The organism is Sorangium sp. So ce145 (assembly GCF_051525985.1).
In the GTDB taxonomy this organism is placed as follows: Bacteria; Myxococcota_A; Polyangia; order Polyangiales; family Polyangiaceae; genus Sorangium; species Sorangium cellulosum_B.
This window is the reverse complement of record NZ_CP150315.1, coordinates 7,445,072-7,463,432: the sequence shown is the minus strand read 5'-3', so window position 1 is coordinate 7,463,432 and position 18,361 is coordinate 7,445,072. Positions and strand designations below refer to the sequence as shown.

17 protein-coding genes are annotated in these 18,361 nt (G+C 71.8%); 12 read left to right on the top strand and 5 right to left on the bottom strand.

The window, feature by feature from the left end; translation table 11 throughout:
- Positions 1 to 80 precede the first annotated feature (80 nt).
- From WMF34_RS27420 to WMF34_RS27390, 7 genes are all read left to right on the top strand, one after another.
- Positions 81 to 2,036 (top strand): glycoside hydrolase family 9 protein, encoded by a 1,956-nt coding sequence (locus tag WMF34_RS27420; protein ID WP_437989631.1) that lies wholly within the window; start codon positions 81 to 83, stop codon positions 2,034 to 2,036.
- Positions 2,037 to 2,290: 254 nt separating this feature from the next.
- Positions 2,291 to 4,189, top strand: a complete 1,899-nt coding sequence (locus tag WMF34_RS27415; RefSeq protein ID WP_437989630.1) for a DEAD/DEAH box helicase — start codon at positions 2,291 to 2,293, stop codon at positions 4,187 to 4,189.
- A gap of 238 nt (positions 4,190 to 4,427) precedes the next feature.
- Positions 4,428 to 4,829, top strand: a complete 402-nt coding sequence (locus WMF34_RS27410; RefSeq protein ID WP_231864269.1) for a DUF4398 domain-containing protein — start codon at positions 4,428 to 4,430, stop codon at positions 4,827 to 4,829.
- A gap of 17 nt (positions 4,830 to 4,846) precedes the next feature.
- On the top strand, positions 4,847 to 5,818 hold the full coding sequence (locus tag WMF34_RS27405; RefSeq protein WP_012237937.1) for an OmpA family protein: 972 nt from the start codon (positions 4,847 to 4,849) through the stop codon (positions 5,816 to 5,818).
- 53 nt (positions 5,819 to 5,871) lie between these two features.
- Positions 5,872 to 6,714, top strand: coding sequence for a CPBP family glutamic-type intramembrane protease (locus tag WMF34_RS27400; protein WP_437989629.1), 843 nt, complete (start codon positions 5,872 to 5,874; stop codon positions 6,712 to 6,714).
- Positions 6,715 to 6,871: 157 nt separating this feature from the next.
- Positions 6,872 to 8,206: a B12-binding domain-containing radical SAM protein gene (locus tag WMF34_RS27395; RefSeq protein WP_162144012.1), complete on the top strand. Its 1,335-nt coding sequence runs from the start codon at positions 6,872 to 6,874 to the stop codon at positions 8,204 to 8,206.
- Positions 8,193 to 8,915 carry a hypothetical protein gene (locus WMF34_RS27390; RefSeq protein ID WP_012237934.1) on the top strand — a complete coding sequence of 241 codons (723 nt, stop codon included), beginning with the start codon at positions 8,193 to 8,195 and terminating at the stop codon, positions 8,913 to 8,915. The genes WMF34_RS27395 and WMF34_RS27390 overlap by 14 nt, the downstream gene beginning before the upstream one ends.
- Positions 8,916 to 8,969: 54 nt before the next feature.
- Here WMF34_RS27390 and WMF34_RS27385 read toward each other — a convergent pair whose 3' ends face one another.
- Positions 8,970 to 9,731: an SDR family oxidoreductase gene (locus WMF34_RS27385; RefSeq protein ID WP_437989628.1), complete on the bottom strand. Its 762-nt coding sequence runs from the start codon at positions 9,729 to 9,731 to the stop codon at positions 8,970 to 8,972.
- Positions 9,732 to 10,021: 290 nt separating this feature from the next.
- Between WMF34_RS27385 and WMF34_RS27380 the strand changes: the two genes are divergently transcribed.
- Positions 10,022 to 10,219 (top strand): hypothetical protein, encoded by a 198-nt coding sequence (locus tag WMF34_RS27380; RefSeq protein WP_437739757.1) that lies wholly within the window; start codon positions 10,022 to 10,024, stop codon positions 10,217 to 10,219.
- Positions 10,220 to 10,301: 82 nt separating this feature from the next.
- Here the strand turns inward: WMF34_RS27380 and WMF34_RS27375 are convergent, their stop codons facing one another.
- Positions 10,302 to 11,558: an SLC13 family permease gene (locus tag WMF34_RS27375; RefSeq protein ID WP_437989627.1), complete on the bottom strand. Its 1,257-nt coding sequence runs from the start codon at positions 11,556 to 11,558 to the stop codon at positions 10,302 to 10,304.
- 54 nt (positions 11,559 to 11,612) lie between these two features.
- Between WMF34_RS27375 and WMF34_RS27370 the strand changes: the two genes are divergently transcribed.
- Positions 11,613 to 12,152 (top strand): hypothetical protein, encoded by a 540-nt coding sequence (locus tag WMF34_RS27370; RefSeq protein ID WP_437989626.1) that lies wholly within the window; start codon positions 11,613 to 11,615, stop codon positions 12,150 to 12,152.
- Positions 12,153 to 12,253: 101 nt separating this feature from the next.
- Positions 12,254 to 13,330: a DNA polymerase III subunit delta gene (holA, locus tag WMF34_RS27365; RefSeq protein ID WP_437989625.1), complete on the top strand. Its 1,077-nt coding sequence runs from the start codon at positions 12,254 to 12,256 to the stop codon at positions 13,328 to 13,330.
- A 24-nt stretch (positions 13,331 to 13,354) separates the two neighbouring features.
- Here holA and WMF34_RS27360 read toward each other — a convergent pair whose 3' ends face one another.
- The 3 genes from WMF34_RS27360 to WMF34_RS27350 all read right to left on the bottom strand — a co-directional run bounded on the left by WMF34_RS27360 (position 13,355) and on the right by WMF34_RS27350 (position 17,030).
- The gene (locus tag WMF34_RS27360; RefSeq protein ID WP_044965890.1) at positions 13,355 to 14,122 is read right to left on the bottom strand and encodes a hypothetical protein; all 768 of its coding nucleotides are present in this window, start codon (positions 14,120 to 14,122) and stop codon (positions 13,355 to 13,357) included.
- 126 nt (positions 14,123 to 14,248) lie between these two features.
- Positions 14,249 to 15,232: a hypothetical protein gene (locus WMF34_RS27355; protein ID WP_437989624.1), complete on the bottom strand. Its 984-nt coding sequence runs from the start codon at positions 15,230 to 15,232 to the stop codon at positions 14,249 to 14,251.
- 1 nt (position 15,233) lies between these two features.
- Positions 15,234 to 17,030: a MutS-related protein gene (locus WMF34_RS27350; RefSeq protein WP_437989623.1), complete on the bottom strand. Its 1,797-nt coding sequence runs from the start codon at positions 17,028 to 17,030 to the stop codon at positions 15,234 to 15,236.
- A gap of 242 nt (positions 17,031 to 17,272) precedes the next feature.
- Here WMF34_RS27350 and WMF34_RS27345 point away from each other — a divergent pair, with 242 nt between their 5' ends.
- Positions 17,273 to 18,121: an STAS domain-containing protein gene (locus WMF34_RS27345; RefSeq protein WP_437989622.1), complete on the top strand. Its 849-nt coding sequence runs from the start codon at positions 17,273 to 17,275 to the stop codon at positions 18,119 to 18,121.
- 30 nt (positions 18,122 to 18,151) lie between these two features.
- Positions 18,152 to 18,283 carry a cytochrome P450 gene (locus WMF34_RS27340; protein ID WP_231864268.1) on the top strand — a complete coding sequence of 44 codons (132 nt, stop codon included), beginning with the start codon at positions 18,152 to 18,154 and terminating at the stop codon, positions 18,281 to 18,283.
- Positions 18,284 to 18,361 lie beyond the last annotated feature (78 nt).

Below are 18,361 nucleotides of genomic sequence, written 5' to 3'. Positions count from 1 at the left end.
TTCAACTTCACCTGGAGATACGCATCATGCTTTGTTCTTTTGCTGCGAAGTCGGCTCGTCGGGACCGTTCCTGGCTGAGTTTGGGTGGGTCTCTTCTTCTGGCGCTCGCAGGCGGCCTCACCGCTGTTGGCTGCGGCGACGATAGCCCCTCGAACGGCGCGGGCGGCGCAGGGGCTTCCGGTGGCGCTGGTGGCGCGGGCGGCGATGGCGGCGCCGGGGCTTCTGGCGGCGCGGGAGGCACGGGTGGCACGGGGGGCACGGGGGGCACGGGGGGCGAGGCGCCGATCGAGACGGTGCCGCCGTCGGGCACCGAGCTGATCCGCGTCAACCAGGTCGGGTACCTGCCGGCCGCCGCCAAGGTGGCCACGGTCGTCGCCGAGGCCGACAAGCCGCATGCGTGGGAGCTCGTCGACGCCGGCGGCACGGTGGTCGCCAGCGGGGCGACCCGCGTCGTGGGCGATGACGCGAGCTCCGGCGAGCACGTGCACACCATCGACTTCAGCGGTTTCACGACCGTCGGCGAGGGGTACACCCTCCGCGTAGGGGAGGTGTCGAGCCACCCGTTCGACGTGGGCCCGACCATCTACTCTCAGATGAAGTACGACGCGCTCGCGTACTTCTATCACAACCGTTCTGGCATCGAGATCCTGGAGCAGTACGTCGGCCCGGACCACGCGCGCCCGGCTGGGCACCTGCCGGACGAGGCCCCTTGCGGCGCGGATCTCGGCTGCACGTACACGCTCGATGTCACCGGCGGGTGGTACGACGCCGGCGACCACGGCAAGTACGTGGTCAACGGCGGTATCTCCGTCTGGACGTTGCTGAACCAGTACGAGCGCTTCGTCGCGCTCGGGTCCACGGCGGACGACTTCGGCGACGGCAAGCTGAAGATCCCCGAGAACGCGAACGAGATCCCCGACCTCCTCGACGAGGCCCGGTGGGAGATCGAGTTCATGCTCGCGATGCAGGTGCCGGAGAACCAGGCCAACGCGGGCATGGTGCACCACAAGATCCACGACCTGGAGTGGACCGGCCTGCCGATGCCGCCGCACGAGGATCCGCAGCCGCGCTTCCTGCGCCCGGTCAGCACGGCGGCGACGCTCAACCTGGCCGCCACCGCGGCCCAGGCCGCGCGCATCTGGCGCGAGCTCGATCCCACGTTCTCGGCCCAGTGCCTCGAGGCCGCGACGCGGGCGTGGACCGCGGCGAAGGCGAACCCGAAGGTCGTCCCGGACGAGAGCGGCGTCGTGGGCGGCGGCGGCTACGGGGACGCCGAGCTGAGCGACGAGTTCTACTGGGCGGCCGCCGAGCTCTTCCTCACCACGGAGGACGCCACGTATCAGGCCGAGCTCGCGGCGTCGCCCTACACCGAGGAGCTCGGCGGCGTCGACGGCACGTTCAGCGCGATGACGTGGGGCCAGGTCGACGGGCTGGGCGCCATCTCGCTCGCCGTGGTCGAGGCCCAGCACGCCGCGGCGGAGCGTGAGGCGGCCCGGACCAAGCTGGTCGCCATCGCCGACAAGTACCTCGAGGTCATCGGGGCGGAGGGGTACCGGGTGCCCTTCAAGGCCAACGAGAGAGGGTATCCCTGGGGCTCGAACTCCTTCGTGCTCAACAACATGCTGGTCCTGGCGCTCGCCCACGACTTCACCGGAGAGCAGAAGTACTTCGACGGCGTGGCGTCGGGCGCGGACTACCTCCTCGGGCGCAACCCGATGGACAAGTCCTATGTCTCCGGCTACGGCGAGAACCCGCTCGAGAACCCGCATCATCGCTTCTGGGCGCACCAGCTGGACGCGTCGTTCCCGTCCGCTCCTCCCGGCGCGGTCTCCGGTGGGCCGAACTCCGGGCTGGAGGATCCGGTGGCGAAAGAGGCGCTCGACGCGACGGCTGACCGCGCGAAGTGCGTCCCGCAGAAGTGCTACATCGACCACATCGAGGCGTGGTCGGCGAACGAGATCACGATCAACTGGAACAGCCCGTTCGCGTGGACGGTGGCCTGGCTGGACGAGAAGGCCAAGGCGAGCGCCCAGTGACATTGTTCCGGAGCGCGGCGGTGAGGCGCGTCGACTGAACGTCGGGGCTTTTGAGCCGCCAAGGACGCCAAGGACGCCAAGAAAATCTCAATCATATTGGCGTCTTCTGGCGCCTTGGCGGTTCCATCATCCCGGCAGGGCGGGGGGGGAGCTCCCCACCCCCGGCGCGCAGGGTGGCCGCGCCGCGCTGCGCCATGCCGGCTGAGCGATTGGCCGCGACAACCGTCCAGCTTCTGCTAGGTTGCGCGGCTTTCATGAATCCAGACTCATCGCTCGACGCCTTGCCCGCGCCGCTCGCGGGCGCCCTCGCCCGCCGCGGCTTCACCTCCCTCACCCCCGTCCAACAGGCTGTCCTCGCCCCTGAGCTCGCCGGGCGGGACCTTCGTGTCTCGTCGCAGACCGGCTCCGGAAAGACCGTGGCCATCGGCCTCGCGCTCGCCCCCCGCCTCGAGCGCGCCCTCGCCGACCGCGCCGCCGCGGCCGCGCCCGACGGCGCGCCCCGGACCGCGGCGGCTCCGGCCGCGGTGATCATCGCGCCGACGCGCGAGCTCGCCGCGCAGATCGCCGGCGAGCTCAGCTGGCTTCTCTCGCCCCTCGGCGCGCGCGTCGCGTGCGTCACCGGCGGCACGAGCTTCGGCGCCGAGGCGCGCTCGCTGCGGCGCGACCCCCTGGTCATCGCCGGGACGCCCGGCCGCCTGCTCGATCACCTGGACCGCGGGACCCTCGACCCGCGCGGCGTCCTCGCCCTCGTGCTCGACGAGGCGGACCAGATGCTCGACCTCGGCTTCCGCGACGACCTCGAGGCGATCGTCGGCAAGATGCCCGGGGATCGCCAGACCCACCTCGTGTCGGCCACCTTCTCCCGCGAGGTCCGGGCGCTCGCCGATCGCTTCCAGCGGGACGCGGTGAGCGTCGAGGGCACGCGCCCCGGCGCCGCGAACGGCGACATCGCCCACGTCGCCCACCTCGTGCTGCCGGCGGAGCGCGACGCGGCGGTCGTGAATCTGCTGCTCCTCGCGCCCGGCGAGCGCACGCTCGTCTTCGTGCGCACCCGCGAGGGCGCCGCCGAGCTCGCCGACAAGCTCACCGCGCTCGGCCTGCCCGCGCGCGCCCTGAGCGGCGACCTCGAGCAGCGCGAGCGGACCCGTACGCTCGACGCGTTTCGCTCGGGCGCCATCACGACCCTCGTCGCGACCGACGTGGCCGCGCGCGGCATCGACGTCCCCGAGGTCGGGCGCGTCATCCACGCCGATCCCCCGGGCGATCCCGAGATCTTCACGCACCGGAGCGGCCGCACCGGCCGGGCGGGCCGCAAGGGGACGAGCGTGCTGCTCGTCGCGCCGTTCGCGCGAGAGCACGCGCTGAGGCTGCTCCGGCGCGCGCGCGTCGAGGCCACGTTCCGGCCGGCGCCGTCGCCGGACGACGTGCTCCGCGCCGCCGACGAGCGGCTCGCCGCCGAGCTCGCCGCGGTGCGCCTGGAGGGCGCGGCAGCGGGCGACGCGGCCGCGGGCGACGCGGCCGTGGTGGATGCGAACGTGCGCGGCCCCCGCGAGGCGTCCGGCCCTGCCCCCGAGGCGCGGCACAGGCAGCTCGCCGCGCGCCTGCTCGCGGACATGGACGCGACCGAGCTCGTCGCGGCCCTCCTTGCGCGGGCGAAGCACACCGGCCCCTGCGCTCCGCAGCCCGTCACCGCCGTCGCGCCGCCCCGCTCCGAGCCGCCTCCGTCGCGCGCCCGGCCGCCGGCGCCGCCCTGGTCCGGGGCGCCGTCGCGCGCCCGGCCGCCTGCGTCAACCTGGTCCGGGGCGCCGTCGCGCGCCCGGTCCTCCGCGCCGCCCTGGTCCGAGGCGCCGTCGCGCGCTCGCCCCGCCGCTCGTCAGGGCAACGGGGAGCAGCCCCCGCGCCTCCCCTTCGTGCCGTTCCAGGTCAACTGGGGGGAGCGCCACGGCGCGGACCCCCGGCGTCTGCTCGCCCTCGTGTGCCGCCGCGGCGGCGTGTCGAGCCAGCAGATCGGCGCGATCCGCATCGGCTCCACCGCGTCCGTCGTCGAGGTGGCGTCCCCCGCCGCGCCCGAGTTCGCGCGCGCGGTCAACCAGCCCGACGCGCGCGACGCGCGGATCCGCATCGTCCGCGCGAGCTCGATGCGCGTCGAGTAGCGCCGCCCGCCGGAAGGCCGGCCAGGCATCCGGAGAGAGCCGACGCAACGGCGCGAGGGGCGCGAAGACGCAAAAATTCACGGCAATTGTTCTTTCTTTTGCGCCTTTGCGTCTCGATGCCTTTGCGTTGAACTCTCTCTCCGCGTGCGAGGCAGATCCCGCGCTACGGCTGTGATCGCCTGCGAGGGCGTGGGGTTTCCTGATTTCTCGGAGACCTCGGGTGTTGTACAACGGCCGGGTGAACCGAAGCCCGAACAACAAGCCACCCCTACGCCGCCTCGCGAGCCCGGCCGCGGTGCTCGCTGCAGTGCTCGGTCTTGCGCTCGCCGCGTGCGGCGGCACCGTGCCTCCGCCGAACGACCAGCTCGCCTCGTCCCAGGCCGCCATCCGCGCGGCCGACGAGATGGGCGCCGGGTCCGACCCGCAGGCCACCCTCCACCTGAAGCTCGCGCGCGAGCAGCTCGAGAAGGCCAAGCAGCAGATGCAGGCCGAGGACAACGAGTCTGCCACGCGCCTCCTCCAGCGCGCCGAGGCCGACGCCGAGCTCGCGCTGGCGCTCGCGAAGGTGCGCTCCACGCAGGCCGAGGCGCAGGAGGCGCTGAAGCAGGTCGAGAAACTGAAGCAGGCGGGGGTCAAGTGAAGCGAGAGGTGATGGTGATGGCTTCTCTGGTGAAGAACCCGTCCTGGCCTGCCCGGTCTCTCGCCCTGTGCGCCGCGCTCTACGCCGCGTCGGGGTGCGGCGCGGCGGTCCCGCCGAAGGAGCTCGTCGACGCCCGCGCGAGCTACAGGCGCGCGGCGGAAGGCGCCGCCTCGCGCCTCGCGCCCGCCCAGCTCGACACGGCGAAGCAGGCGCTCTCCCGCGCCGAGGGGGCGTTCGGCGAGGAGCCCGAGGCCCCGCAGACGCGCGATCTCGCGTACATCGCCGACCGCAAGGCCCAGGAGGCCGAGGCGGCGGCGGCGCTGCTGCAGGCGCAGCGCGACAAGGCCGCGGCCGAGGACGCCTTCAAGGACCTCTCGCAGCAGCAGCTCGCCAGCGCGAGGGAGGCGCTGCACAGCGGCCAGCAGCAGATCGAGCGGGAGCGGCACGCGCGCGCCCAGGCCGAGACCGCGCAGCAGCAGGCCGAGAGCGCGCGGCTCCAGGCCGAGAGCGCGCGCACCGCGGCCGAGAAGGCCCGCCAGGAGGCCGAGGCGGCGCGGCGGGAGGCCGAGCGCGTCGCGAACGCGGCGCTCGCGAGCCTCAAGGAGATCGCCGCGGTGAAGGAGGAGAAGCGCGGCGTGGTCATCACGCTCTCCGGCGCGGTGCTCTTCGCCTCGGGCAAGTCCGAGCTCCTGCCGATCGCCAAGGAGAAGCTCAGCCAGGTCGCGGCCACGCTGAAGGACCAGGGGTCGCCGCCCATCAGGATCGAGGGGCACACCGACTCGACCGGCTCCGCCCAGGCGAACCGCAAGCTCTCGCTGGAGCGCGCCGACGCCGTGAAGGCCCACCTCATCACGGCGGGCCTGCCCGGGGACAAGATCGCGACCGTCGGCCACGGGCCGGACCGCCCCGTGGCGGACAACTCGAGCACCGAGGGCCGGGCCAACAACCGGCGTGTCGAGATCATCGTCAATCCCACCACCCAGCAGTAGAGCCGCCTGCCCCACGGTTGTGCCGGGGGCGCCGGCGGTGATAAGCACCGCGCGTGATCGGACGCTTTTTCCGCCGGATCTGGCAGGAGTACGTCATCGACCTGCGCGATCGGCTCGACGCCGAGGCGGCGCACCACCGGGCCACCACGCCCGCGGGGGAGGTCACCCGCCGGATGGTGTGGGTGTTCCTCACCGTCATCGGGGTGCTCATCTTCGTCCGGTTCGCGGGCAACGAGCACGACACGCGCTGGATGGTCGATGGCCTGCGCGCCGTGGGCCTCGACGGCGCCGCGGCGAGGCTCCACGACGCGCTGAACACGTCGCCGGATCGCCGCTTTCACCAGCGGATCGTCTGGGCGCTCGGCCGCCTCATCGGCTATCTGATACCGACCTTCGTCGTCGCGAAGCTCGTGCTGCGGGCGCCGATCCGGAGCTTCGGCCTGCGCGTCCGCGGGACGGCGCGGCACCTGCCCGTCTATGGCTTCCTGTTCGCCGTCATGGCGCCGTTCCTCTACGCCGCGTCGCTCTCGCCGGCCTTCCAGGCGAAGTATCCCTATTACAAGCTCGCGCCGGGCGAGGGCCTGTGGCCCTGGCTCTGGGCGTGGGAGGCGCTCTATGCCGCGCAGTTCGTCGCGCTCGAGTTCTTCTACCGCGGCTTCTTCCTCCACGGGATCCGCCGCGCGCTCGGCTACTCGTCGATCTTCGCCATGATGGTGCCTTACGCGATGATCCATTTCGGCAAGCCGCTGCCCGAGGCGCTCGGCTCGGTGCTCGCCGGGTTCATCCTCGGCACGGTGAGCCTGAAGAGCGGCTCCATCTGGGGCGGCTGCGCCATCCACATCGTCGTCGCGACGTCGATGGACCTGCTCTCCCTGTGGCATCAAGGGCGTCTATGACGACGCGCGGCCGCCGCCTCGCCGCGTAGAGCAGGCGTCTCGCGGCTGGCTGCGCTCGGTGCTCCTCGCACGAACTTCATTTCCCGCCGGGAGGGACCGCGATATGCCTCCCGCGACGACGATGGGGCGAAGGTCGCGACGCGCGCTTCTTCTCGCGATGAGCGGCGTCCGGGTCAAGGACGAGGAGCTCGCGCGCCTGGGGCTGACGCTGCCGGGCTTCGTCGAGCGCAGCGAGGTCATCGCGTCGCTGCCGAGCCTGGGGCTGCTCACGATCGCCGCGCACACGCCCGAGGGCTGGGAGGTGGAGTACCGCGAGCTCGACGCCATCGCCGACGCGGACGTCGCGCGCATCGTGGACGGCCGGTACGATGTCGTCGCCATCTCGTCGCTCGCGGCGCGCGCGCTCGACGCCTACGCGCTCGCCGACCGGCTGCGCGCCGAGGGCGTCACCGTGGTCCTCGGCGGCCTGCACGCCTCCGCGCTCCCCGACGAGGCGGCGCAGCACGCCGATTCGGTGGTCCAGGGCGAGGGGGAGCTGCTCTGGCCGGTGCTGCTCCACGAGCTCGGCGAGGGCCGGCTGCGCCCGCTGTACAGCGCCCGGAGCGGCGCGTGGCCCGCGTTTTCGATCGAGGGCGCGCGGGTGCCGCGTTATGACTTGCTCGACGTCGCTCGGTACAATCGCTTCACGCTCCAGGCCACGCGCGGCTGCCCGCTCGCTTGCACTTTCTGCGCCGCCTCGCGGCTCATCAGCCCCTACAAGCGCAAACCCATCCCGCTCATCCGCCGCGAGCTCGACGCCATCATCGAGGCGTGGCCGCAGCCGTTCCTCGAGCTCGCGGACGACAACACGTTCGTGCAGAAGCCCTGGGCGCGGGAGCTCGCGCGGCTCTTCGTCGAGTACAACGCGCGGCGAACGCGCCCGATCGCGTGGTTCACCGAGACGGACATCTCGGTCGCCGACGATCCAGAGCTCCTCGATCTGCTCGCCGAGTCCAACTGCGCCGAGCTGCTCATCGGCCTCGAGTCGGTCAATCCGACCGCGCTCCGGGCCGCGGAGCCGCGGGGGTTCAAGGCAGCGGAGCGGGCCCGCTACGTCGACTCGGTCGGCCGCATCCAGGAGCGCGGGATCCCGGTGAACGGCTGCTTCGTGCTCGGCTTCGACGAGGACGATGACGGCGTCTTCGAGCGCACGCTCGCGTTCGCCCGGGAGTGCGATCTCGCCGAGGTGCAGATCACGGTGCTCACGCCGTTCCCGGGCACCGCGCTCCACCGCGCGCTCGATCTGCAGGGGCGGCTGCTCCGCCCCGTGTTCTGGGACGCGTGCACGCTGTTCGACGTGACCTTCAGGCCAGCGCGCATGAGCGTGGAGGCGCTCGAGCAAGGGTTCCGCTGGCTGATGAGCGAGCTCTACAGTCCGGGGGAGACCGCGCGCCGGCGCAGCCGGTTTCGCCGCGCCACACGCGCCCGCAGGGGACGGAATGCGCGATCCTGATCGACCGTCGTTCGCCCGCGCCGCGGGGCGGCTGCTCACCTTCCGGCTCTCGCGCGACGACCTCGCGCGCCTCGACGGGCGGCACCTCGCGCTCGGCCTGGCCTGCACCTGGCTTGTCGGCGTCGGGCGGACCTGGGACGATCCGGTCGCCAGCGCCTGGCGCAAGACGGGCCTTGGCTCGGCCGTCTACGCCATCCTCCTGAGCGCGTTTCTCTGGATCGTCGTGGCGCCGCTCCGGCGCCCGGACGAGCTGCGGCTCTCGTACGCGAAGCTCCTGACCGTCATCACGATGACGGCGCCCCCGGCGGCGCTCTATGCGATCCCGGTCGAGCGCTTCACCTCCATGCCCGTGGCCATCCAGGTCAACCTCGGGTTTCTTTCGGTCGTCGCTGGCTGGCGCGTCGCGCTGCTCGTCCACTATCTCCGGCGTGGCGTGGGGTTGCGCTGGCCCGCGGTGATCACCGCGACGCTCCTGCCCCTCGCGCTGATCGTGACGGGACTCACGTATTTCAACCTGGCCACCGGCGTGATCGAGATCATGGGAGGGCTGCGCGATCGCGCCAAGAGCCCGGACGACGGCGTCAACGGCGTGCTCCTGGCGCTCGCGCTGCTCTCGCACTTCGCGGTGGGTCCGCTCCTTGTCGTCTACGGGGTGCTCGTCGTGAAGGCGCGGTGGTGGCGCGGCGGAGCGCGCCGCCGGAATCGCTGACCCGATCCACGAGACAGGGGACGCGCGGGTCCTGCTGTCCCTGCCTGGGAGCGCTCAGGCCAGGGTCCTGCCGCCGTTCACGGACAGCTTCTGGCCCGTGATGAACTCGGCGGCATCGGACGCGAGGAAGGCGACGGCCTCGGCGATGTCGTCCGGCGTGCCCATGCGCCGGAGCGGGTTGCTCGCCCGGTAGGCCTCGATGGCCTCGGCGCTCGCGCCCTCCTGGATGTGGCGCTCGACGACGACCCAGCCGGGGGACACCTGGTTGACGGTGATCCCGTGCGGGCCGAGCTCCATCGCCCACGAGCGCGTGAGGCCGAGCTGCGCGCCCTTCGCCGAGACGTAGCTGGAGAACTCGGGGACGCCCTGCTCGAAGACCTCGGACCCGATGTTGATGATCCGCCCCGACCGGCGCTGCTTCATCCCCGGGACCACCGCCTTCGCGAGGAGGAGCGGGCTCTTCACGAAGAACTCGAGCTGGTCGAGGCAGTGCTTCCAGGTCAGGTCCTCCAGCTTGACGAACGGCTGCGGGCCCGTCGCGTTGATCACGAGCACCTCGACGGGGCCGAGGCGGGCCTGCACCTCGCCCACGAGGCGGGCGACGTCCTGCTCGTCGCGCACGTCGGCGCGGAACGCCTCGGCCTCGCCGCCGCCCTTGCGGATGTCCTCGACCACGCGCGCCGCCTGCTCGCCGCTGCCGAAGTAGTTGACCGCCACCCGCGCGCCCGAGGCCGCGAGCTTGCGGGCGATGGCCGCCCCGAGGCCGCGGGAAGCGCCGGTGACCAGGGCGACTCGTTTGGATAGTTCGTGCGCCATTCAGGCTTCTCCGGGAGATGGGTGACCGCGGTTCGCTCGCCGCCGCGAAGGAGATCGGCCGCACAGGCGCGCCTCCAGGGCCTCCCTGCCGCGCGGGCGCGGACCGCTGGCCGCGCGGCAGAAGGTCGACAGCGGGTCGAGATCGGCCACCCCCAGCTGTAAACGAGCAGGATCCAGCAATACAAGATTTTTCCGCGCTGGAGCTTGAACATGGGTCTTTCCAGCAGCAGAATTGAAGTTTTTCAATTCAATCCGCTGCTGGGCCCACCTGGGATGGTACGCTGGGCCACATGAACAAGCGCGCGATCCGGCAAGCCTTGCGGCTCCTGGTGATGCTCGCCATGGGGCCTGTGTTCTGTGCGGCCGTCGGGATCACGGTGATCCACGCGTGGCTCGACGTGCGGCGCAGGCCGCCGGGGCGGCGCCCTTTCGCGCGCGCCGGGGTGCGCCATCGCCGCCTGCGCCTGCGTGAGCAGGCGCCGCTGTGATCGGCGCGGCGGCTGCTCCGCGTGGCGGCGCGGCGGGGTCGCGCCGTGGCGGCGCGGCGGGGTCGCGCCGTGGCGGCGCGGCTCAGCGTACGAGGAGGAGCCAGGCCAGCGCCGCGGCGGTCGAGGCGAGCGTCACCGGGACACCCACCTTGGCGTAAGCGCGGAAGCCGATCTCGCGCTCGGCGCCCACCGTCTCCACCACGATGATGTTGGCGACCGAGCCCAGCAGCGTGAGGTTGCCCGCGAGCGTGGACACCAGCGCCGTCGTGATCCACGCGAGGTGCGGATCGGGCTGGCTGCGGATGTACGAGTCCGCCAGGAGGATGAAGGGGACGTTCGAGACGATCTGGCACCCGACGAGCATCGCGATGCTCAGCCCGAGCAGGCCCATCGTCGGCCCGGCGGGGAGGAAGGGGCTGGCCGCGCGCAGCGCCTCCTCGGGCATGCCGGTCTTCTGGAGGCCCGCCACGACGATGAAGAGGGCCCCGAAGAAGATGAGCACGTTCCACGACACCCGCTCGAACAGAGCGTTCGCGTCGCGCCGGTGAAGCAGGATGACCGCGGTCGCGCCGCCGATCGCCGTCCACGCCAGGTTCGCGCCGAGCACGAACATCACGGACACGACCGCGATGCAGGCGAGCGGCGCCAGGGCGCTCGGCCGGGCGCCTCCCGCCGGCGCGGGCTCGGGCGCGAGCTCGGGCTCGGGCGCGGGCGTCCGCACCGAGATGCGGCGCCGGAGCAGCAGGTGCAGCATCACGGCCGTGACGGCGAGCCCGATCAGCGCGGCGGGGCCCGCCTCCAGCAGGTACGTGCGGTACGAGATGCCGGAGAGGTGGCCCACGAGCATGTTCTGCGGGTTGCCGGCGAGCGTGAGCGCGCTGCCGGCGTTGGCGCCCATCGCGAGCGCGAGGAGGTACGGCGCCCGCTCGAGCCCCGCGCGCCGGGCGGTCCGGTCGACGAGCGGCGCCAGCATCACGCAGACCGAGTCGTTCAGCAGCACCGCGGAGGCGAGCCCGGAGCCCACCGTGACGAGGTAGAGCAGGCGGACCGGCGACAGGTCCCGCTGCGCCACCCATGCGGCGGCGCGCTCGAACACCCCCGCGGCGTCGAGCGACGCCGCGAGCAGCATCATGCCGAGCAGGAGGCCGATGGTGTTCGGCTCGATCGCGGCGAACGCTTCATGCGGGTCCAGGCCGGCGCCCGGCTGGATCGCGCTCAGGAGGACCATGGCGCACGCGCCCGCGAGCGCGCCGGCCGGGCGTCCGATGGGCAGGATCGACAGGCGCCGCGCCGCGATGAGCATGTACGTGACGGCGAATACGAGCAGGACGGACCACACGGCGCGGATCTAGAGTGGTCGGGGGGGATCCTGTCAAACTGGGAATGCCAAGGCATGGGCAGGCAGCTCTCGACCCCCACCGCGATCCTCCTCGGCAGCGCCATGATCGCCGCCGCGGTCTACCTCGGCCTTCGCCACGGCCCAGCCGGCGTCCCCGCGGACCCGCGCCCCGCCGGGGGAGCGCCCTCGCCGCCTGCCGATGCGGCGTCCGCCGCCGCGGCGCCCTCCGCCGGGCCGGCGGCGCGGGCGCCTGGAGCGGGCGCACCGGCGCGTCCGCTCCAGGCGCCCGCGCTGGGCGTGCCGCGCGACGAGGTCGCGACGCAGGCCGCGCGGGCGCTCGAGGCGCACCGGCCGGCCCTGATCGAGCGCTGCTACAAGCCGGCGGTCGCGGCGCAGCCGGCGCCGCGCGGGGTGAAGTACGTATTCAACCTCACGTTCGACGCGCAGGGCCGGCAGCTCGCGCGCGGCATCATCGAGGATCGCGAGGCGTCGCGCCCCGAGGTCACGGCCTGCCTGGTCGACGCGCTCCCGCCGGTCGCCGTCGCGCCGCCAGGGGCGAACGTGCGGGTCGATGTCCCGTTCTCGCTGCCGTGATCGAGGGGAAGGCCGGGGAAGGCCGGGCGCGCGGGCTCGCCGGTGCCGGGGGCGAGCGCGGCGCCCTTGACGCACCCGCCTGAACGCCCGATGCCGGAGCGGTGACGCCCGACCAAGCCTTGAAGGAAGCGGCCACCGGCGCCCTGCGCCCCGTCTACCTCGTGCTGGGGGAGGAGCGCTGGCTGGTCGATCGCGTGGTGAGCGCGATCCGGGAAGCGGCGGCCAAGGGGGGCATCGCCGGCTTCAACGAGGACAAGTTCACCGCGGGCGACGCGCCTGTCGAGTCGATCCTCGGCGCCGCCCGCATGCTCCCGATGATGGCCCCGCGCCGCTTCGTGCTCGTCCGCGGCGTCGATCGCTGGGAGAAGAAGGACGACGGCGACGACGGCGAGGGGGACGACGAGCGCGGCGCGAGCGGCGCGAGCGGCAAGCGGGGCGTGTCGAAGCAGCTGAGCCCGCTCGACGCGCTCGCGGAGTACGCCAAGGCGCCGTCGCCGAGCGCGGTCCTCGTGCTCGTCGCGACGAAGCTCCACGGCCAGCGCCGCCTCGTGACCGCCGCCAAGAAGGGCGATTTCCTCGTCGGGTGCGAGCCCCTGAACCGCCGCGCCTTGCCCGGCTTCATCGCGACCGTCGCCCGCGAGAAGGGCAACCCGATCGCGCCCGACGTGGCCGATCAGCTCGCCGAGCTCGCCGGGCCCGAGCTCGGCTACGTGGTCGACGCGCTCGAGCGGCTGTCGCTGTACGTCGGGCCGAAGCAGCCGATCACCGAGGACGCGATCGCCCAGGTGGTCATCCGCGTCCGGCAGAGCACCGTCTGGGAGCTGATCGACGCGCTCGGGAAGCGGCGCCTCGACCGCGCGCTCGCGGCCCTCGCCGACGCCTACGATCCGCGCGACGGCGGGCTGCGGCTGCTCGGGGCGGTCTCGTGGTCGGTGCGGCAGATGGTGAAGTTCGAGTCGGCGCTCGCCGGGGGCGCGAGCCAGGCCGAGGCCGCCCAGCGCGCGGGCGTGGCCCCCTTCAAGGCGAACGACGTGGCGCAGTCGGTCCGCCAGCTCCCGAGGGGCGCGCTCGCCGGCTGGATGCGCGTGCTCGCGGAGACGGATCTCGCGCTGAAGAGCAGCCGCCGCCCGGCGCAGGCGGTCCTGGAGACGATGCTGATGGAGATGTGCGCGCGCTGAGCGCGACGTCCACCGAAGTGCGCCTCACGAGATGCGGCCGTCGGAGAACGCAATGCGGAGGGTCTTCGGTCGCTCGGGCATTTCCACCCGCCAACAGGCGCCGTCGCGCTCTACCGTGACCTCTTCTGGCTTGGGTTCGTAGCTCCGAGTCAGGTCGCGTCCGCGCTGGTGCGCCCCCTCGCGATCGACGGGCTCGGGAACTCCATAAGAGCCAAGCCTCCGAAGGTAGTCTGCAAGCTCGGGATCGTTGGCCTGTCGTGCAAGCGATTCGTACCCGGCAAGCCGCGTGACCACGTCCGGAAAAGCGTCGCGACCTGCGGCCGTGGCGGCGGTGTTGCGCGCCCAGCAACGGACGAGCCCGAGGACGTACTCTCGCTTCGGGCAAGCGGGCTCTCGGGCGACCTCGAGCAACCCCGGAATGAAGTCTTCGGTCATGAGCGCCAGATCTTCGTCCTCGCTGCTGATGAGCCACCCGTTCGTGTACGCCCAGAGTCGAAGCGCCGCTTGGCTCCAGCGTTCGGGGAATCCGTGGGCCCAGTCGGCAAGGTCCAACCTGCAAAGCTCATCCCACAGTCGACCGAATGCCGGGCTGAAGTCGTCGGGGGTGGGTGAAGACGTCGTGCTTTGCCACGCGGACGGCGTGACCTCACCTGCTTCGAGGGCTTCGCGCAAGACCTGGGTCACCCGCGCGCCCGACGGATCGGATGCCAGGCTCTGTCGCAAGCGTTCGATGTCGAATCCTTGCGGCTCCGCGAACGGGGCTAACCTTCGAAGCGCCTCCTCCAGGGTCATCGAGGGGTCATCGTACAGCCCACCGGTGCCAGATCGAGTTTCTGCCCGCTCGATGTCCTATGAATTGTTGATAGGTCATCGCTTGTTCAGGGGGACAGAGCGCATGGAGAGTGTTCTGCGAAGCCCTCACTCCTCGACGCTGCGCCGCACCTCGAAGGCGAGGCCGCAGCCCTCGATCTGCTCGCGGTGGAGCACGCCCGTCGGCGAGAGCCCTTGCTGGTCGACCCGCCGGCCCACGCGCAAGAGGACCTTCTTCGCCGCGAGATCCACGAGCGAGACGCGCGCCGAGCTCGCGGACGTCGTGCTCTCGACCGGGCTGTCGGCCACGACGATCAGCACCTCCGCGCCGGCCGCCTTCTTCGCCAGCTCGATCGGGGCGTGATCCAGCTCCTTGCGGTGCCTCTTCACCGCCGCGACGTCGCGGGCCGCCCGCACCGAGCCCTCGAACGCGGGGCCGAGCACCGCGAGGCCGAGCCGCGCCTCGGCGAGCCGGCGGACGTTCGCTGTCTCCTCGTCGACCTTGGTCCCGCCAAAGTACACGCCTCGCACCTTCGTGAGCAGATCGCGCTCCGAGGGCGAGGGCGGAGGCGTGAGGAGGCACAGGAGGAATGCATCCTTGTCGGATCCGCGCGCGGCGTCGTCGATCCCGCGAGCGTCGCGCAGCTCGGCGCGAGGAGCGCGCACGTACACCGCGGGCCGGCGGAGCAGGGCGTCGAGGGCCCCTGGGGCGCGGAGCGAAGGGTCCACGACGTCGGCGGGGTCCCCGTCGCCCGCGGCCTCGGCGATCCAGCGATCCGTCGCCTCGACGAAGCCCTCGTGGCCCGCCGGGAACTCCGCGCGGCGCTCGTCGAGCGCGGCCAGCAGGGCGCGCCGTTCGGCCTCGACGGCGCGGCGATTCTGGACGTACATCGCGACCGCGAGGAGCACGACGGCCGCCGCCGTCAGCAGCGTGAGCAGCCGCGCGCGCCCGAGCCGCTTGTCGCTCGCGAACGTCCCCTTGATCCCGGCTCGAGCCGCGTGATGGCGCGCGCGCGCCCGGTGGCTGGCGGCCCGCTCCACGCGCGCGCGGAGGGCGGGGTTCATCCGCTCGGTCGTGAGGAACGTCGCCACGTCAGCTCTCCCGACCCACGACGGAGGGACCCGCGAACGCGGAGTCCCGACCCATGATGGACATCGCCCGGGAGGCGAGCTGGTTGCGATCGATGTTGCGATCGATGAGTCCCTCGAGCTCGCCGCGGGTCACGCCGAGCCGGGCCGCGGCCTGGGCCGCGAGCGAGGTCGCGGCCACGCCGTCGACGAACTGGTACGTGGGCTTCTGCGCAGCGTCGAGCTCCACCTGGACGAACCGGAGATTCCTTATCGCCTTCTCCCGCTCGAGCCGCGCCGCGAACGTCAGGAAATGCGTGGTGATGAACGCCTGTGGGCGGAGCTTCTCGAGCAGCGTGACGACGAGCTCGAAGATCTCCTCCCCCTCGGACGGGTTCGTCCCCGAGCAGAGCTCGTCGAGGATCACCATCGCTCCCGGGCCGAGCTCCTCGAAGAGCGCCCGGATCCGGAGGAGCTCCATGCCGAGCCGCCCCTCGCTCTGATCGAACTTCGTCTCCTGGATGAGCGACACAACGAGCCCCGGGACGCGGGCGACGCTCGCCCTGCGCGCCGGCACGAACATGCCCGCCTGCGCGAGGAGCTGCGTCAGCGCCACCGACTGGAGCAGGCGCGTCTTTCCGCCCGAGTTCGGCCCCGTGACAAGGAGCGTCGTGTCGGCCCGATCGGTCACGACGTCGCACGGCACCGCCTTCCCTCCGCCGGCGACGAGGAGCGGATTGAAGAGGCCGAGGAGCGCGCGCTCGCCCTCCGCGGCGGACCGGAGCTCCGGCAGGCAGACCTCGAGCCCCGCCGCCTCGGCGAGATCCCGGAAGCCGAGCGCTCCCAGGTAGACCTCCATCTCTCCGACGAGCGGGACCAGCTTGACGACCTGATCCTCGATGCCCTCGAACACCGCGTCGACGAGCCTCGCCATGACCTCTCCGTCGCCGAAGCTGTACCCGCGGAAGAACATCTCGAGCTTCGCGAGCCAGCGCCGCACCGGCGACAGCACGAACGGGTTCTCCTGCCGCTCCCGGACGGCCACGACGTCGAAGCCTCGGATGCGGCCGTCGGCGCCGACGCGGATGTCCAGGCGGAGCGTCGCGAGGTGCTCGTCGTAATCGAGGAGATCGGCCATCGATCGATATCCCTCGGTCGCCTGCACCGCCTGGCCGAAATCGCGCAGCCGGGCGAGGCCCGATCGCGCGCCCTCGAACGACCCGCTCATCAGGTCGAAGACCTCTTTGACGATCGCGAGCACGTCGAGCTGCCGCCGCGTCGGATCGAACTTCTTCCCTGCCACCGCGCCCTCGAGCGCGCCCCGCATCCGGCACGAGGCCGTGTAGAGCCTCTCGAGCTGCCCGCGAAACGTGGGTGAGCCCGAGAGCTCGTGGAGGATCCCCCTCCGGAGCTCGGTCACGCGCGTGTCGCTCGGGGGCCGGGAGAGGACGCGGAGGATGAACCCTCGGTTGACGACGGCCTCGTGCCCCCCGACGCGGACGCGGAAGCACCGGGCCACGAGCTCCTCCAGGAACAGGTCCGGCGCGAAGCTCTTCGGATCCCACGTGGAAGGCGCGATGGGCGCCCGATCGAGCGCCTGGCTGAAGAGCCCGCCGGAGACGCCGCTGGTGAACGCGAACGAGAGGGACTGTCGCAGCTCGTCGAGATCGGTCCGCGCGGGCGGGTCGACGAAGAGCAGGCTGGGGATCTTGTCCGTGGATGGGAGGGCGGGCGCGCGGGGCACGTCGGGCGCGTGGGGCTCACCGGGCTCGGGCGGGCGGGCAATGCTCTCGGTGGGGACCTGCGCGCGGATCGGGTGCATGAGCAGACGACCCGCGCCCGCGGGAAAAGTTCCCCCGCGCAGGGAACACCGATGAAAATAGTGGTGCCGCGCGCTGCCGCGGCGGCATCGAGCTTCTGGGGACGAACGCTTTACAGTACGATGTCCGTTCGCGTGCTCGGTCGCGCTCCGGAGCTCGACACGCGATGGCGCACGATCCGATGTGCGCAACACCTGGAGCCTACAGCATGCCCGACTATCCGCCGCTGTCCTCGTTGAGCATCATGAGCATCCTCGATGATATCCCTGAGATGTCCTACATCTACCGCGACGATGGGATGCTGATGGCGATGAATGCCACCTGCGAGCGGCTCATCGGGGTCCCACGAGCGGCGGTGGTCGGCGTGTTCAACCTGTTCGCGAACGAGGCGGTGCTGGGTCCCACGCTGATGCAGGGCTATCGGAGCGCGTTCCGCGGAGAGACCCAGATCCTCCCCCCGACGGAGGTGCGGCTGGAGAAGCACCGATCGGTCGGCATCGAGGTCCGCTCATCGGTGACATGGGTCGAGACATTGCTCATCCCGCTCGAACGAGCTCCGGACGGCGCCGCGCCGTATGTCCTGGGGATCCAGCGGGACGTCTCGGCGCTCATCCACACGCGCAACGAGAACGAGGCGGCGAAGCAGCAGATCGACTTCCAGCGCGACACGATCGCCTCCCTCGAGGCCGCGCGGAGGGAGATCGAGGCGCAAAGGATGACGATTCATGCGCTCTCGACGCCCGTGATCGAGGTCTGGGACGGCATCGTGACGCTGCCGCTGCTCGGGCACTTCGACGCTGAGCGCGTCAGCAGGATGACCTCGGAGCTGCTCGACGCGGTCGTGCGGACACAGGCCCGCTACGTCATCCTCGATCTCACCGGCATCGCCGTGATCGACACGGCCACCAGCGACCATCTCCTCCGGATCGTCGGCTCCGTGAAGCTCCTGGGTGCAACAGGGATCCTCGTGGGCATCCGGGCCGATGTCGCGCAGACGCTGGTCGGCCTCGGCGTCGGGCTCGACCACCTCCGCCTGTACCAGAATCTGCGCCAGGCATTGAAGGCATGCATGCGCGAACAGGGGCTCTTCTGACGCGGCGCGCGGCTCTACCCGCCGGCCTGGATGATCGTCCGCGAGGCGGTCGAGGACGACGGGAGCCGCGGTTATGCCATCCCGCGCGGCACGATCGCGCTCGGGCCGTCGGGCCGGGTGCCGGCGCGATTCGAGGCGCGGAGCTCCACGGGCGGGCATTGAATCCGAGCGACCACGACGGACGGGGAGCAACAGAGACGGTCGAGCAGAGGATGGATGAGAGCGAACCTCGTGGGCCAT

Coding starts and splice junctions, on each gene's coding strand:
- WMF34_RS27415 (WP_437989630.1), top strand. CDS start 2,291: ATGAATCCAGACTCATCGCTCGACGCCTTGCCCGCGCCGCTCGCGGGC.
- WMF34_RS27405 (WP_012237937.1), top strand. CDS start 4,847: ATGGCTTCTCTGGTGAAGAACCCGTCCTGGCCTGCCCGGTCTCTCGCC.
- WMF34_RS27395 (WP_162144012.1), top strand. CDS start 6,872: ATGAGCGGCGTCCGGGTCAAGGACGAGGAGCTCGCGCGCCTGGGGCTG.
- WMF34_RS27390 (WP_012237934.1), top strand. CDS start 8,193: ATGCGCGATCCTGATCGACCGTCGTTCGCCCGCGCCGCGGGGCGGCTG.
- WMF34_RS27385 (WP_437989628.1), bottom strand. CDS start 9,731: ATGGCGCACGAACTATCCAAACGAGTCGCCCTGGTCACCGGCGCTTCC.
- WMF34_RS27380 (WP_437739757.1), top strand. CDS start 10,022: ATGAACAAGCGCGCGATCCGGCAAGCCTTGCGGCTCCTGGTGATGCTC.
- WMF34_RS27370 (WP_437989626.1), top strand. CDS start 11,613: ATGGGCAGGCAGCTCTCGACCCCCACCGCGATCCTCCTCGGCAGCGCC.
- WMF34_RS27360 (WP_044965890.1), bottom strand. CDS start 14,122: ATGACCCTGGAGGAGGCGCTTCGAAGGTTAGCCCCGTTCGCGGAGCCG.
- WMF34_RS27350 (WP_437989623.1), bottom strand. CDS start 17,030: ATGCACCCGATCCGCGCGCAGGTCCCCACCGAGAGCATTGCCCGCCCG.
- WMF34_RS27345 (WP_437989622.1), top strand. CDS start 17,273: ATGAGCATCCTCGATGATATCCCTGAGATGTCCTACATCTACCGCGAC.
- WMF34_RS27340 (WP_231864268.1), top strand. CDS start 18,152: ATGATCGTCCGCGAGGCGGTCGAGGACGACGGGAGCCGCGGTTATGCC.